The following is a 15,049-nucleotide window of genomic DNA, read 5'->3' as shown; positions in this document are numbered from 1 at the left end:
GGCGCGACGCGGCGATTTTTGCCCGGCGTATCGGCGCGACTTACGCTAGGACGTCGCCGACGCGACGCATCAACTCGTCGGGCGTTTCCGCCGGCTCGGAGGTCTCGTCGCCCGCGAGGACGACCGCGGTTCCTTCCGGCACCGTCCGCGGCGCGGGCGCGTCGGCCTCGTGTGCGTTCGGTGCGATCACCTTCTCGTGGTCGGCGACCCGCCACGCGGCGCGGTGGAGGTCGCTCCCGGGCTCGGTCCCGACCGCGATGACGGTCGTGCCGCGCCGGAGCCGGGCGGCGAGGCTCCCGTACGCGGCGACCTGAACGCTCAGGCGCTCGGTCGCGCCGGCGAACGCCTCGGCCGTCTCGCGGGCGACCTCGCGGTAGCGGTCCTCGCCGGTGAGCGCCGCGAGGTCGAGGAGCGCCGTCGCCATCTCGACGTTGGCGTCGAGCGGGCGGAACGACCGGTCGAGCAGTCCCGCCCCCGAGCGCGGCCCGTCGACGAACGACCCCTCGACGTGGAGCCGGTCGATCGCTCGGTCCGCGACCGCGCAGGCCACGTCGGCCCCCTCGCCGCGGACGCCGGCAGCGCGGACGTACGCCCCGACCACGGGGGCGGCGTCCTCCAACAGGTCGGACTCGCCGGCCTCGTCGCTGCCGCGGTAGTGGGTGACCGCGCCGCTGTCGGCGTCGATCAGGTCGCGTTCGAGGCCGTCGAGGATCCGGTCAGCGTACTCGCGGGCCCCCTCGTCGTCGGTGTAGGCGGCCACCGCGAGCAGCGCGTCCGCGGCGAGCGCGTTGCCGCCGGCGAACACGGTCAGGTCGCGGCGGGGGTCGTCGAGGTCCGCGCGGTCCTCGGCGGGGGCGGCGTAGTAGGCGCGGCCGAGCCCGGGACCGAGGCTGCCGCCGACGCCGTAGCCGGTCCAGAGGTCGTCGGTGAGGAAGTCCACGGCGTCGAGCGCTGGGTCGAGGTACGCCTCGTCGCCGGTGTAGAGGAAGGCGTTCGCGAACGCGCGGGTCACGGCGGCGTTCGTGTCGAGCGGCTTCTCGTAGGCGACGTCCCCCCAGTCGGACGTCCCCGCGTAGCGGAAGAATCCGCCGTCGACGTCGTCGGTGAGGTGGTCGCGGACCGCGTCGAGCGTCCGGAGCGCGCGGTTCCGGTCCCGCTTCAGCGCGAACTCGACGGTCCGCGGGAGCGGGAACTTCGCGTCTGTCCCCCAGCCGGCGTTCTCGGCGTCGTACTTCGCCTCTAGCTGCCCGGCGAGGTGGCTCTCTATCCCGTCGGTCACGTCGCCGCGGGGCGGCAGGTCGGCGTCGAGCGCCCGGGGGACGCGCCCCGCGTCGCGGCCCTTGTCGGTCCACATCTGTCGGACCGATTCGAGGACCTGCCGCATCCCGTCGACGTCGAGGTAGCCCGCGCCGGTCAGCAGTCTCCCCTCGGGCGTGAGGAAGGCGGTCGTCGGGAACCCGCCCATGTTGTAGCGCTCGCGCACCCGCGGGTGGCGATCGACGTCGACGCGGAGGGGGACGAACCCCTCGTTGACGTTGGCAGCGATCCGCGGCTCCGCGTAGGTGATCGCGTCCATCTCGTGACAGCCCTCGCACCAGGTGGCCGACAGCGAGAGCAGCACCGGGCGGCCGCGCTCGTCGGCCTCGGCGAACGCCTCGGGGCCCCAGTCGCGCCACTCGACGCGGGTCTCGTCGCTCATACCCGCAGTCGGCCCGGGACGGGGGTAAGCGCTTCGAGAGCGGAACGGCGCGGCCTGAAAGCGCGCGGGGGCGGCCGGGAGGAGGGCCCGGAGATAGGAGAACGGCCCGGAGGAGGGCGGGAGGGCGCAGCGTCGGTGTCCACGCGACGCCTCGGCGGTCGGCGAGCGGTCGAGTCGGCGGCGGCGGTCTCAGCGCTTGTGGTCGTGACCGAGCGCGAGCGCGAGGGCGTTCGCGAACAGCAGGGCGACGAACAGCTGCCCGGTGCCGCCGTCGAGGCCCGCGTACAGGAGGGCGGGGTACGCGGCCGGGATGGCGATGGCCGCCCAGAAGGCGGCGGCTTTCACGGTGCCGGTCATCAGCCCGGCGAGCCGTTCGCCGGAGGCGATCTGCGTGGGAGCGGGGGTTGACATGGACACCTCTCCGTAGGAAGGGGGACCACATATAGCCCGACGAGGGTTCGACGAATTTCACCACGTTTCTCGGTCGGTTTGGACGTTTTAAAACCCGCTCAGAGATATTTTAACTGTTTATCGGCTCCGCTAATCCTTTGTTTCGAGATCTGTGCCGAACCGAGGGTTTCGGAGCGTCTGGGCCCGCGGAGCAGTCCGACCGCCGCGAGCCGCCGGTAGTCGACCCCGGTCGCGGTCCGGCGCGCGCCGAGCCGAGCGCCTGCCGCGGTACCAATCGCTTTGTCCGTCGGGGAGCGAGGACCGGTATGACCGAGACCGATCACCGCGACCGGCGCGGCGACTCGAACGGCCGGCGCGGCGGCACCGGAAGCGACCGAGAGCGACCCGCGGCGCGAACCGACGGCGGTCGCCCGGGCGTGGCGGTGGTGGCCTGCGGCGGCACTATCGCCTCGGAACCGGGCGAGGACGGTGCGGCGCCGGAGAAGACCGGCGACGACCTCGTGGCGGCGGTGCCGGCCGTGAGCGACCACGCGCGGGTGACGGCCAGAGAGGTCTGCTCGCGGCCGGGGTTCGACGTCCGGTGGCGCGACGTGCTCGCGACCGCGGCGGCGGCGCGCGAGGCGGTGGGCGAAGGCCCGGACCGGACGGGCGTGAGCGCGGACGAGGCTGCCGACGGCGTCGTCGTCACCCACGGGACGGACACCCTGGCGGACACCGCGTTCGCGCTGGACCTCCTCACGGACCTCGACGCGCCGGTCGTCGTCACCGGCGCGCAGCGCCGGCTCGACGAGCCCTCCAGCGACGTACCGGCGAACCTCGCGCTCGCGGTTCGGGCGGCCGCGGACAGCCGGTTCTCGCGCGGCGTCCACGTCGCGTTCGACGACGAACTCCACGCCGCCCGCGACGTCGTGAAGGGCCACAGCAACGCGCTGTCGACGATGACCTCGCCGGGCGCGGGTCCGGTCGCGACGTTCACCCGCGCCGCCTCGCGCGTCGTCCGCACCCCCGAGCGCGGCGTCTCGGTCGATCCCCTCGCAGACGCCGTCGAGGGTGCTGAGGGCGTGCCTGAGGTCCCGGTGATCCACTCGGGCACCGGCGTCGGTGCGGGCGCGCTCGAACACGCGCTCGACGCGGGGGTCGGCGGGATCGTCGTCGAGGGGACCGGTCTCGGGAACGTCACCGGGGCGCTCGGAGAGGCGATCGGCGAAGCGGTCGAGTCCGTGCCGGTCGTCGTGGCCGGGCGCCCGCCCGCCGGGCCGACGGAGCCGGTGTACGGGACCGCCGGCGGCGCCGTCACGCTCGCCGACCACGGCGTCACGTTCGCCGGCGACCTCCCGGCCCCGAAGGCGCGCGTCGCGCTCGCGCTCGGCCTCGCCGCCGACCTCGACGCCGGGGGGGTCGAGGCGCTGTTCGCGCCGCCGGCGTAGGCCGGCCGGAACGCGTCCCGCGCTCCCGGACCGGCCGCGGACCGGTTGGTTAGACGCGCGTTTGCGTCTACAGGAGGGACTTACGTATCGACAGCGTACCGCGAGGTATGACTGGTCTCACGCGGCGAGCGGCCCTCCACGGCGTCGCCGTCGGAGGCGCCGCCGCGCTCGCGGGGTGTACCGAGGCGGGCGACCCGATCCCGGGCGGAAACGGAACGGACGGCGGCGACGGACGCGACGGCGACGGTAACGCGAGCGACGGCGGGGGCGGCGGCGACGGGGTGACGACGGCGGTTCAGCAGGTCGGCGCGGCCCTCTCCGGGCCGGCGTGGAACCGGAACGAGCGACGCGGGTTCTGCGCGCTGATCACCGAGGAGCACGGCGAGGGCGCGGGGCTGTTCGACGACGCGCCCGAACGGGTCCGCGCGTTCGTCGAGGAGACCGACTTCGCGGCGTCGAGGCTCTGCTACGTCGAGTCCGTCGGGCCGGACACCTGTCACGACGAGATCGCGTTCGGCGGGGTCGCGGTCGAGGACGGGACCCTCGTCGCGAACGCGACGGTTCAGGGGCCGGGGGGCGACGATGTCACCTGCGGCGAGGCGATCACCTACTCGGCCGCGCTGCTCCGGGTCACGAGCGATCCCCTCCCCCGGGCGGCGCGGCTCTCGGTCACCGACGGCTGGGGCGAGACCGGGACGGTGCGCGACGCCGACGGAATCCGCGACCCGGAGGGGCTCGCCGGGGAGATCCGACCCGACCACGGGCCGTCGAACGTCCCCGCCTCGTTCGACTGCGACGCGGAGGGGGCCGAGCGTCACCCACAGATCTACGAGGGCGGCGTCAACTGGGGCGGCGCGGGCGGGGTCGGCACCGGCGCCGGCGGCGACGGCCCGCTCGCGCTCCGCGTTGTGATCCCCGGCGACGACGCCCCCGGGTCCGATCCGCTCGCGATCGGCCGCGGGACTGCGTTCCGGATCGAACTGACGAACGTCTCCGGTCGCACGGCGTACGTCGGTAGTCGCGGGCAGTACAACCTGGAGATCCTGACCGAGGCGGGCTGGACCGAGCTCCGCGCGACGGAGGGCGACCCCGCCGTCGGCTACGACGACGTGGCGATCGGCGTCCCGCCCGGGGGGACGCTGACGTGGGAGTTCGAGATGAGCGAGTCCGGGCTCGTCGGGGACGGGCCGCAGGCGGACGCGTTCCGGGTCTGTCCGGACCTCGTTCCCGGCCGCTATCGGTTCGTCTTCTTCGGCGCCGACGACCTCGCCGTCGCGTTCGACTACGAGGACTGACGCGGCGGCCCGGCGTCAAACCGCGGCGTCTCAGCCGCGGACCTCGATGAGGAGGTCCGTCTCGGGCGACTCGCCCATCCGGTCCCGCACGCGGTCCCACGAGAGGTCCGTGCGCGCGGTCACCGACTCGGTGGCGACCGCGCCGCAGGCGTTGCCGACCAGGATCGGGACCTGGTAGTCGCGCGGGTCGTGCGAGAACCCGTCGCCGGTGATCTCCGGCTCCCGCAGCGCGGCCGCGAGGAACCCGGCCGCGAAGGCGTCGCCGGCGCCGGTCGTGTCGACCGGGTCGACGTCGAACCCGGGGTGCGAGACGCTGCCGTGCGGCGTCCGCACCGTCGCGCCTTCGTCGCCGAGCTTGATCGCGACGACGCGGTCCTCCGGCTCCCACGGATCGACGTCCGTGGCCGCCGCGAGCGCGTCGGCCTCCCGGTCGTTCACGAAGAGCACGTCGCTCGCGTGGAGCGCGGCGTCGAACTCCCGGTCCGCGACGCGGCGCCCGGGGTCGAAGCTCCGGGTCGCACCCGCCTCGGCGGCCGCGGTCGCGAGCGCCGCGGCGGTCTCGGGCTGCTGGCCGGTGAGGTGGAGGTGGTCGGCGGCTGCGAGCGTGTCGCGGTCGAGCCCGGCCGCGGAGAACGACTCGTTCGCGCCGTCGTTCGCGAGCATGAGCAGCTCGCCGCCGCCGTCGACGATGACGTACTTCACCGAGGTCGGCTCGGCGGCGTCGACGAGTACCTGGCCGGGATCGACGCCGGCGCTGGCGAGCTCGCGCAGCGCCAGCGCGCCCGACTCGTCACCGCCGACGCTGCCGTAGACGACCGACTGGCCGCCGAGGTCGACGAGCCCGACCGCGACGTTCGCGGCGCTGCCGCCGCCGGACTGTTCGAGCCGGTCGATCCGCGTCTCGCCGTCGGGCTCGGGGAGGCGGTCGACGTGGATCGTCACGTCCCAGTTGATGTGGCCCGCCGAGACGACCTTCGGGACGCGGTCGGCGTCGTCGGGGTTCAGGTCGGGGTCGCGGTCGACCGACGGGTCGACCCCGTTGCCGGCGGGGGGCGCACCGCCGGCGGCGGCCTCGTTCCCCGCAGCGTCGTTCCCCGCGCCGTCGTCGGCCGCCCCGTCGGTCGCGGTGCCGCCGTCGCCGTCCCCTCGATCCTCGGAACCTTCGCCCTCCCACTCGTCGACCTCGCGGCCCCACGCCGCGACCGTCTCGTCCCAGTCGTCGACGCCCTCGCCGTCGCCAGGTTCGGACACGATGTCGTCGTCGCCCGCGCCGTCGCGTCCGCTCATGGTTCCGCCCACGGCTCGGCTGCGCCCTCGCCGAACAGCTCCCGCATCAGCGTCACGATGCTCTCGGGCGGGAACTGCCCCTGCTCGGTGACGATCGCGTCCATGTACCGCGGCGGCGTCACGTCGAACGCTGGGTTCTCGACCGCGATCTCACCGATCTCCCCGCGGGTCTCGGCGTCGATGACCTCGCTCTCGTCCCGCATCTCGATCTCGACGGTGTGGCCCGTCAGCGTCTCCGGGTGGAGCTTGATCGTCTGTGCCGCGGTCATGATCGGGACGCCGCGTTCGCGGGCGTTGACCGCGAGCCCCGAGGTGCCGATCTTGTTGATGACGCCGCCATCGGCGGCGATCGAGTCCGCGCCGACGACGACGTGGTCGACCTCGTCGAGGTACCGCCGCGCCGCGGAGTCGACGATGAGCGTGACGGGGACACCCGCGTCGCGGAGCTGTTCGGCGGTGATGTGGCCCTGCTGGCGCGGGCGCGTCTCCTTGACGACCGCCGAGATCGACTTCCCCTGCTCGACGGCCGCCTCGATACACGCGAGCGCGTCGGTGGAGTGGCAGTGGGTCATCACCGTGTCGCCGTCGGCGAGGCGGTTCGCGCCGACCCGCCCGAGGTCCTCCTGCGCGCGGTCGAGCTGGCGGACGAACGCCTCGCTCGCGTCGGCGACGCTCAGGCGGAGTCGGTCGACCGAGTCGCCCTCCATCCGCTGGAGGACGTATCGGAGCGCGTTGGGCAGCGACACCGCGGTCGGGCGCGTCTCGCGGAGCGTGCGGGCCGCGGCGCGCATCGACGCGCGGAACGCCGCGGGGTCGCTCGCGGTCGCGTCCGCCGCGGCCGCCGCCTCCGCCTGCTCGGCGAGGGCCTCGGCGGCCGCGGAGGCGATGGTCGCCGCGCCGCGGATCTCCATCGTCGCGATCGACTCGGCGGTCTCGCGGACCGCCGGCGCCGGCTCCGTGTCTGTCATACCGATCCGGTAGCCGCCCGTGTATTTATAAAACCGGCCGACTGCCGGCGCCGCCGCCCCTACTCCGCGTCCGGCTGCTGGCCGTAGCTCTCGAACCGCTCCTCGACGGTCGCCATCTGCTCGTCGGTGAGGACGTGCGGCTCGCCGACCGCAGACGCGCGCAGGTAGAGCCGGCAGATGTCCTCGACGTGGCGGGTGTTCTCGACCGCCGTCTCCACGTCCGGGCCGGTGACGACGAGCCCGTGGTTGGCTAAGATTGCGGCGTCGGAGTCCGCCTCGGCCATCGCGGCGACGACGTTCGCGGCCAGCTCCTCGGTCCCGTACGGCGCGTAGTCGGCCAGCGGCACCTCACGGCCGACCGCGGCGATCATGTAGTGGACCGGCGGGAGCTTCCGGCCGAGCGTCGCCATCGTCGTCGCCCACGGCGAGTGGGTGTGGACGATCGCGCCCGGCCGGTCGTGCCCGTAGATGCCCGTGTGCATCGGCACTTCGCTCGACGGCGCCATGCGCCCGGCGAGCCGCTCACCGTCCAGCGACACCACGGGCACGTCCCCCGCGTCGAAGGAGTCGTAGGGGACGCCGGTGGGCGTGACCGCCACCGCGTCGCCGTCGCGGACGCTCAGGTTTCCGGTCCGGCCGGGCGTCAGATCGGCGAGCGCCGGCGCGTACTCGACGACCGCGTCGCGCGCCTCGCGCAGGAGGTCGGGGTTCGCTCCCGGCTCGGGGTCTCCCACGGCGTCATCGCGGGTCACGCCGCCACCTCCGTCAAGTCGGTGAGCGCGTCGAGCCGACGGTCGGGGCGCTGCCGCGCCGAGAGGTTTGCCTCGGCGGGCGCGTCGCCGTCGGCGACGAAGAGGGCGGTGTCGAGACCGACCGCGTTCGCGCCGGCGACGTCCGTCTCGGGGTTGTCGCCGACCGCCAGCGCCTCGCTCGGCCGGCGGTCCAGCTCGGCGAGCGCGGTCGTGAACGGGAGCGCGCTCGGCTTCTCGCGGCCGACCTCCTCGGAGGTGACGAGCAAGTCGATCCGGTCGTCGACCCCGAGTGCCGTGAGCTTGCGCAGCTGGATCCGCGTCGTGAGGTTGGTCACGACCGCGACGTCGATCCCGGCCGCGTCGAGCGCGTCGAAGGCCGGTTCGACGCCGTCGCAGGGCGACATCTCCGCGAGGAATCCGTCCCAGTAGGCGTCGCCGGCCGCCAGCGCGGCCGCGGCGTCCGGCTCGCCGGAGCGACGGTACAGCCCGCGCTTGAAGTAGACGTGCCGGTCGTGGCAGGCGGCGGTGGTTCGCGTCTCGCGTTTCGCCTCCCGTCGACCGGTCGCGTAGAGGTCGTCGAACGCCGCGCGGTCGAGCTCGTACCCGCGCTCGCGGAGGGCGTCGAGCGCGGCCTGCTTGCCCGCCTCGTTACAGGGGGCGTACGGGTACAGCGTGTTGTCGAGGTCGAAGAGGACCGCCTCGTAGCTCATGGGCGGACTCGACGCGGCACCGACTTAACTGTGATTCGACGCGGCGACACCGCGCGGTCGAGAAGCGGAGACCGCGCCTCACTGCTCGTTCATCGCCTCGCTGGCGATGTTGCGGCCGCGGGAGTTGAGCGCCACCTCGCGGCGGATCCGGACCTCCTCGACCACTTCGAGCTCGACCAGCCGCTCAAACGTCTCCTCGACGTCGTCGACGTCCATCCCGAGGAACGAGGGGATCTCGAACGGCGAGACGCCGGAGTACAGCGCCATCAGCACCTCGCGGTCGCGGCTAGAGAGGTCGACGTTCGTCGACGACCGCTCCTCGCCCTTCCGGAGCCACGACTCGACGAACCGCATCCGGCTCGGGTCGCCAGCGACGTGCGTCTCGATGCTCGTCCCCTCGTCGTCCGTGTGCGACACCTCGATGACGGGCTTTTTCTCGCCGTTCACCGTGCGCTTCGCGGCGTCGAGCCCGCTGATGTCGTCGAGGTCGAACTTCACGAACGCGCCGCGCTCCAAGGCGGCGTTGAGCCCGTTCTCGTCGATCTTCACGCGGGCCTGCTCCCACTCGGTGTCCTGGACGACGCCCCCCTCGATCGCGGGGTGTTTCGCCATCACGGTCTTCTGGTCGAGCAGGGCGCGGTAGACGTCGCGCTCGAACGACTCGTGGTCGGAGGCGGCGACGAGCATGACCTGATCGCCTAAGTCGAAGCTCACGTAGTTGGAGACGCGCGCGACGGACTGGTTCGCGTCGTGGCGGCCGCCGAGCCGCTCCAGCTTCGACAGCGGAATCGTCCGCTTCCCGTCGTTGCCGGCCAGGATTAGCCGCCGGTTCGAGAGCAGGACGCGCCCGGGCGTCCACGAGACGTCGCTCACCTTCCGCCCCTCGCGGACCGCGACCGCGAACTTCGCCTGCGTGTCGGTGATCTTGTACTCGCCCTGGTCCTGCGCCATTTACGGACCCCCCGCGCGGAGCTTCGAGACGGCCGAGAACACGCGCTTCCTGACGGCCTGACTGTCGTCGTCCGCGTACTCTTCCAAGCGGTTGAGCGTCTCCTGTCCGCCGATCTGTCCGAGGACGAACACCGCCTTCGCGCGGGCGTCCTCCGGGTGTTCGGGGCTCAGCTTGTCGAGCAGACGGTCCTCGACGACCGGCCCGCCGAGGCTCTTGAGGCTCGTGGCCGCGAACTGCGCGGTCTGCGGGTCGTCGTCCGCGAGCGCGTCGGCGAGCGCCTCCACCGCCGTCGACGCGTCCGGGTCCGCCACCCGGCCGAGGATCCACGCCGCGTTCCGCCGCTGGCGGCTCTGCTGGCCGTCGGTGAGGATCTCGACGAGCGGCTCGACGACGGTCGCGTCGTCGGCCGCCTTCAGCTCCGAGACCACCTGGTCGCGGACCGCGTGGCTCTGTTGGGTGGGCACGTTCGAGAGCAGCTCGATCACCGAGTACACCGCCGCGTTGCGCACGACCGCGCTCTCGTCGCCGAGCGCCCGCGCGAGCGGCTCGACCGGTTCGGGCGTGCTCGCCTTCCCGAGGGCCCCGGCCGCGATCCGGCGGATCGACTCGTCGCCGTCGTCGAGCAGGTCCAACAGCGGCGACAGCGCCTCGTCGGTGCCGATCGTCCCCAGCGCGTTGGCCGCGGCGCGGCGCACGCGCGGGTCGTCGTCGTCCAGCCGCTCGCGGAGGCCGGGGACCGCTCGGGCGTCCGCGAAGGTCCCGCAGGCCTGCGCCGCGCGGAGCCGGACGCGGGCGTCCTCGTCGTCGAGCGCGCCGACGAGCGGCTGGACCCCGCTCGCGTCGTCGAGCCGCCCGAGCGCGTTCGCTGCCGCCATCCGGAGCTCCGGGCGGTCAGCCTTCAGCGCGCGGGCGAACTTCCGCGCGGTGACCCACTCGGCCTCGGCGTCGCCGCCGCCGCCCGTGAGCTCCTCAAGGAGCTGTTGGAGCGCTTCCTCGCCGATCGCGTCGAGCGCGTCGACCGCCGACCCGCGGACCTCTGGGTCGTCGTCCGTCGTCGCCGCGCGGAGCAGCCCGTCGACCGTCGCCTGATCGCTCTCCTCGCCGACTTCGCCGAGGAACTCCGCCGCCCGCCGCCTGACGGCCGCGCTGTCGCTGCCGAGCGCGTCCCGGAGGCGCTCCGCGTTCCCGTCCCGGGCGTGCTGGTACAGCGACATCAGCGCCTCCCGAACACCCGTCGTCGCTTGTCGATCGGTTCGTAGCGGTCGGTGCGGTCCGGGGGGACGCTCTCCGTCATCCCCAACACTAAGACGCCGTCGTCCGCCAGCGACGCCTCCAGCGTGTCGAACAGGGCGGCCTTGTGGTCCACGTCGATGTAGATCAGCAGGTTCCGGCACAGCACCACGTCGAACGGGTCGCGGGCGCCGTCGCGGATCAGGTCGTGCGTCTCGAAGTCGACGAGGCGCTTGACCGCCGGGCGCACCTGAAACGTGTCCTCGTCGCGCTCGACGTACTTGTCGGGGTCGGAGAGCGGCTCCAGCTCCTCGGCGATGTCCGTTGTGCGCGTCGTGTGGTAGACGCCCTCGCGGGCGTTTTCGAGGGCTTCCTCGCTGATGTCGGAGCCGAGCACCTCGATCCGCGACTCGTCGATCTCCGGGTCGTCCCGGGCCAGCATCGCGACGGAGTACGGCTCCCGGCCGTCCGCCGAGGGCGCGGACCAGACGCGGACGCGCCGCTGGTCTGCGGTCCGCTCGCGGAGCACGTCCCGGAGCACGTCCCACATCTCCGGGTTTCGGAAGAACTCCGTCACGTTGATCGTGAGCGCGTCCATCAGCGCCTGCCGCTCGTCGGCGTCCTCGCGGAGGATCCGCTCGTACTCGGCGTGCGACTCCGTGTCGCGCCGCCGCATCCGCGCCGTGATCCGGCGGTCGAGGTACGACTCGTTGTAGTACCCCGGCTCGAACGGCACCGTGTCGTCGATCTGCCGGAGGACGCCTTCGAACGCCGTCTCGCCGTCGTCCGCCGACCCGCTCATAGGCTCACCACGTCGAGGACGGCCACGACGTCCCCGTCCCCGAGGACGGCCGTGCCGCTGAGGCCCGGCGTCCCCGAGAGCGGGCCGTCGAGGGGTTTGACGACCACTTCCTCCTGGTCTAGCACCGCGTCGCAGTGGAGCGCGACCTTGCGCGTCTCCTCGCGGATCCGGACGAGCATGCCGTCGTCGCTCGGGCCCTCGCCGGACCCGTCGGGCGCCGCGGGGTCGGCCGGGACGAACCCGTCGTCTCCCGGCTCGTCGGCCGCGACGCCGCCGTCGGCGGCTGGCGTCTCCGTCGGCCGTTCCGCCGCGGTCGGATCGATCTCGCCGAGACGTTCGTTCAGCCGGACGACGGGGTAGAGGTCGTCCTCGTGTCTGACGACCTCGTCGCCGTGGACCTCCTCGACGTCGTCGGCGCGGGCGACCTCCGCGATCGACTTGATCGGGATGCCGTACTCCGTGCCGCCCACGTCGACGAACATCACCTTCACGATGGCGACGGTGACCGGGAGCCGGAACCGGACCGTGCTCCCCTCGCCGGGCTCGCTCTCGATCGAGACGGAGCCGTCGAGGTCGCGCGCGGTCGTCCGGACCACGTCCATCCCGACCCCGCGGCCGGAGACGTCGGTGACCTCCTCCGCGGTCGAGAAGCCGGGGTGGAAGACGAGGTCGTACACCTCGTCGTCCTCCATCGCCTCGACCGCCTCGCGGCTCTTGACGTCCTCGTCGACCGCCTTCTCGCGGAGCTGGTCGGGGTCAAGCCCGCCGCCGTCGTCCGACACCTCGATGATCACGTGGTCGCGCTCGCGCTCCGCCGTGAGCGACACGTGGCCGGTCGGGTCTTTCCCGGCCGCTTCGCGCTCCTCGGGCGACTCGATCCCGTGGTCGACCGCGTTCCGCAGGACGTGGACGAGCGGGTCGCGCATCTCCGTGAGGATCGTGCGGTCCAGCTCGACGTCGTCGCCCTCGATCTCGAAGTCGATCCGCTTGTCGAGGTCCCGCGAGATGTCGCGGACGAGCCGCGGGAACGAGTCGGACACCTGCGAGAACGGGATGAGCCGCATGTCCATCGCCGTGTCTTGGAGGCTGGAGGCGAGCTTGTCGAGCTCGTCTAAGGCGTCCGACTCCGCGTCCGTCCCCTCGATCTCGCGGCGGAGCTTGATCCGGCTCGTCACCAGCTGCTCGACGAGCCCGTACAGCTCGTCGACCTGATCGACGTCGACGCGGATCGACTTGATCTCGTCGCCGGACTTGGAGTCGGTCCCGCCGGCGGACCCGGAGTCGTCCGACGGCGAACTGGAGTCGTCCGACGGCGAACTGGAGTCGTCAGCGGACGGCTCGGCTTCGCCGTCGTCGTCGGACTGGTCGGGCTCGTCGTCCGCGTCGGCCGCGGCCGGCTCCGCCGCGCCTTCGGCGTCGATCTCGCCCGAGTCAGCGTCGCCGGGGTCGGCGGGTTCGGGCCCGGCGTCGCCCGACTCGGCGGCTGACTGCTCGGGGGCCGCCGATTCGGCGTCCGGGTCGCTCAATTCGACCTCGGCGGCGTCGCCGCCGCCGACCGCGGCCGCCGTCACCGCCTCGACCTGCGTGAGCGCCCGGAGCCCCTCGGCGACGACCTCGGGGTCGGCGCCGCCGACGAAGGCGTCGAACCCCTCGTCGTACTCGCCGTCCTCCAGCGCCTCAGGCGCGGGATCGGTGACGTGCCCGTCGAACTGCTCGTCGAGGGCTTGGAGGACGAGCGCCGCGTCGACGCCCGGCATCTGGGCCTCGCCGATCGTCACGTCCGCGTACGCGACCGGGTCCGGGAGGTCGTCCGCGGCCGCCGGCGGCTCCGGCACCGAGATGTCGGATGCGTCCCCGTCCGCGTCGGCTTCGGTTCCGCCATCATCGTCACCGCCGGCGTCGCCTTCGTCGGCCGCGGCATCGCCGGCGCCGCCGGCCGAATCGCCGTCTCCGCCGGCGTCGCTCCCGCCGACGGTGCCGTGCTCCTCCATCTCGCGCAGGCGCGATTCGAGGTCGGAGGGGTCCGTCGACACCTCGCCGGTGTCGGCGATCTCGTCGACCATCGCCTCGACGGTGTCGACCCCCTCGAAGAGGAGGTCCATCAGCTCGGGCGTCACCTCGCGCTCGCCCTGCCGGACCGCGTCGAGCAGGTCTTCGAGGGCGTGCCCGAAGTCGGAGACGCCCTCGTACCCCATCGCCGCGGCGTTGCCCTTCAGGGTGTGAGCGACGCGGAACACGTCGTCCATCGCCTCGGCGTCCTCGGGGTCCGCTTCGAGCGCGAGCAGGGCGTTGTTGAGGTCGGTGATCCCGTCTTCGGCCTCGGCGACGAACGCCGCGCGGTGAGAGTCCATCAGGCCTCACCCCCCACTATCGCGCCGGCGACGTCGTCGAGGTCGCACACCGCGTCGACGCCGCCCGTCTCGACGGCGCGCTTCGGCATGCCGTAGATGACGCAGGTGTCCTCGCTCTGCGCTAGCGTGTACGCCCCGGCGTCGGCCATCGCGCGGATCCCCTCGGCCGCGTCCGAGCCCATGCCGGTCAGCACGACGCCGACGAGCGGGTCGTCGATCACCTCGGCCGCGGAGCGCATCGTCACGTCCGCCGCGGGGGTGACAGTGTGGGAGTCGTCGTCTTCGTCGAGCTTCACCCGGAGCCGCCCCGACCGGTAGCTGTCGATGCGTGTGTGGCTTCCGCCGCGGGCGACGAGCGCCTCGCCGGCGCCGATCCGGGCGCCGTCGCTCGCCTCCCGCACGTCGTACGCTGAGGCCTCGTCGAGCCGGTTCGCGAACCGCGAGGTGAACGCCTCGGGCATGTGCTGGACGATCACCACGCGGCAGTCCGCCATCGGCAGCGCCGACAGCACGCGCTCGACCGCGTTCGGACCGCCGGTCGAGGCCGCGATCACGACCGTCAGCGGGCCGTCGACGTCCGCGGCGTCCGCCTCCGACGCGGCGCCCGGCGGGCGCGACGCCGCGGCGCTCGGGTCGTCACGCTCGCGGGTCGCGGCGTCGAGGTCGGCGTCCGCAACCGAGCGCACCGCCTCGACGAGCCGGTCCGACTCCCGCGAGACGCCGGTGGACACCTCGCCGCCCGGCTTCGCGAAGAAGTCGACCGCGCCCCGGTCGAGCGCCTCGAAGGTGACTTCTGCCCCCTCGTCCGTGTGCGCGGACAGCATCAACACCGGCGTCGGCGTCTCCTCCATCAGGCGCTCGACGGCTTCGAGCCCGCCCATTCCGGGCATCTCGACGTCCATCGTCACGACGTCGGGGCGCGTCTCGGCCACCACCGAGAGCGCCTCCTCTCCGTCCCCCGCCTCGCCGACGACCGCGACCCCGGCGTCGCTCAAGAGGTCGCTTATCAATCCCCGCATGAACGGAGAATCGTCGACGACCACCACCCGCGGCGACCCGTCCTGACCGCCGCGCCGATCCGTCGTCCTGCTCATACTCCACAGCGCGCCCAGAATCAGCATAAATCCACGGACCCAGTAATCACCCCTGATAATTCAGGGAACAC

13 protein-coding genes are annotated in these 15,049 nt (G+C 73.0%); 2 read left to right on the top strand and 11 right to left on the bottom strand.

Going from position 1 to position 15,049, the window contains the following annotated elements; all coding sequences use genetic code 11:
- Nucleotides 1-40 precede the first annotated feature (40 nt).
- Complete coding sequence (locus tag EXE51_RS04110) at nt 41-1,699, bottom strand: DUF255 domain-containing protein (RefSeq protein ID WP_137692069.1); 1,659 nt, start codon at nt 1,697-1,699, stop codon at nt 41-43.
- 189 nt (nt 1,700-1,888) lie between these two features.
- The gene (locus tag EXE51_RS04105) at nt 1,889-2,110 is read right to left on the bottom strand and encodes a hypothetical protein (RefSeq protein ID WP_049930415.1); all 222 of its coding nucleotides are present in this window, start codon (nt 2,108-2,110) and stop codon (nt 1,889-1,891) included.
- A 305-nt stretch (nt 2,111-2,415) separates the two neighbouring features.
- On the opposite strand from EXE51_RS04105, the gene EXE51_RS04100 reads away from it, so the two are divergent.
- Nucleotides 2,416-3,537, top strand: a complete 1,122-nt coding sequence (locus EXE51_RS04100) for an asparaginase (protein WP_137692068.1) — start codon at nt 2,416-2,418, stop codon at nt 3,535-3,537.
- A 107-nt stretch (nt 3,538-3,644) separates the two neighbouring features.
- On the top strand, nt 3,645-4,832 hold the full coding sequence (locus tag EXE51_RS04095) for a hypothetical protein (RefSeq protein ID WP_137692067.1): 1,188 nt from the start codon (nt 3,645-3,647) through the stop codon (nt 4,830-4,832).
- Between the two features lie 30 nt (nt 4,833-4,862).
- On the opposite strand, the gene EXE51_RS04090 is transcribed toward EXE51_RS04095, so the two are convergent.
- The 9 genes from EXE51_RS04090 to cheB form a co-directional block, all read right to left on the bottom strand.
- Nucleotides 4,863-6,119 carry a carbohydrate kinase family protein gene (locus tag EXE51_RS04090; RefSeq protein ID WP_137692066.1) on the bottom strand — a complete coding sequence of 419 codons (1,257 nt, stop codon included), beginning with the start codon at nt 6,117-6,119 and terminating at the stop codon, nt 4,863-4,865.
- A complete protein-coding gene (locus EXE51_RS04085; RefSeq protein ID WP_086215819.1) occupies nt 6,116-7,087 on the bottom strand; it encodes a ribose 1,5-bisphosphate isomerase in 972 nt (323 codons plus the stop codon). Before EXE51_RS04085 ends, EXE51_RS04090 begins: the two co-directional genes overlap by 4 nt.
- A 59-nt stretch (nt 7,088-7,146) precedes the next feature.
- Complete coding sequence (locus tag EXE51_RS04080) at nt 7,147-7,839, bottom strand: class II aldolase/adducin family protein (protein WP_049930405.1); 693 nt, start codon at nt 7,837-7,839, stop codon at nt 7,147-7,149.
- Nucleotides 7,836-8,549 (bottom strand): HAD family hydrolase, encoded by a 714-nt coding sequence (locus EXE51_RS04075; RefSeq protein WP_137692065.1) that lies wholly within the window; start codon nt 8,547-8,549, stop codon nt 7,836-7,838. Before EXE51_RS04075 ends, EXE51_RS04080 begins: the two co-directional genes overlap by 4 nt.
- Before the next feature lie 78 nt (nt 8,550-8,627).
- Nucleotides 8,628-9,500, bottom strand: coding sequence for a CheF family chemotaxis protein (locus EXE51_RS04070; protein WP_049930402.1), 873 nt, complete (start codon nt 9,498-9,500; stop codon nt 8,628-8,630).
- Nucleotides 9,501-10,715 (bottom strand): HEAT repeat domain-containing protein, encoded by a 1,215-nt coding sequence (locus tag EXE51_RS04065; RefSeq protein WP_049930400.1) that lies wholly within the window; start codon nt 10,713-10,715, stop codon nt 9,501-9,503.
- Nucleotides 10,715-11,533 (bottom strand): protein-glutamate O-methyltransferase CheR, encoded by an 819-nt coding sequence (locus tag EXE51_RS04060; RefSeq protein WP_049930399.1) that lies wholly within the window; start codon nt 11,531-11,533, stop codon nt 10,715-10,717. The genes EXE51_RS04065 and EXE51_RS04060 overlap by 1 nt, the downstream gene beginning before the upstream one ends.
- Nucleotides 11,530-13,884, bottom strand: coding sequence for a chemotaxis protein CheA (locus EXE51_RS04055; protein WP_137692064.1), 2,355 nt, complete (start codon nt 13,882-13,884; stop codon nt 11,530-11,532). The genes EXE51_RS04060 and EXE51_RS04055 overlap by 4 nt, the downstream gene beginning before the upstream one ends.
- Nucleotides 13,884-14,978 (bottom strand): chemotaxis-specific protein-glutamate methyltransferase CheB, encoded by a 1,095-nt coding sequence (gene cheB / locus EXE51_RS04050; RefSeq protein ID WP_199234022.1) that lies wholly within the window; start codon nt 14,976-14,978, stop codon nt 13,884-13,886. Before cheB ends, EXE51_RS04055 begins: the two co-directional genes overlap by 1 nt.
- Nucleotides 14,979-15,049 lie beyond the last annotated feature (71 nt).

The sequence above is a fragment of the Halorubrum sp. CGM5_25_10-8B genome (assembly GCF_005435095.1).
Lineage (GTDB): Archaea > Halobacteriota > Halobacteria > Halobacteriales > Haloferacaceae > Halorubrum > Halorubrum ezzemoulense.
This window is presented reverse-complemented; position numbering and strand designations above follow the sequence as displayed.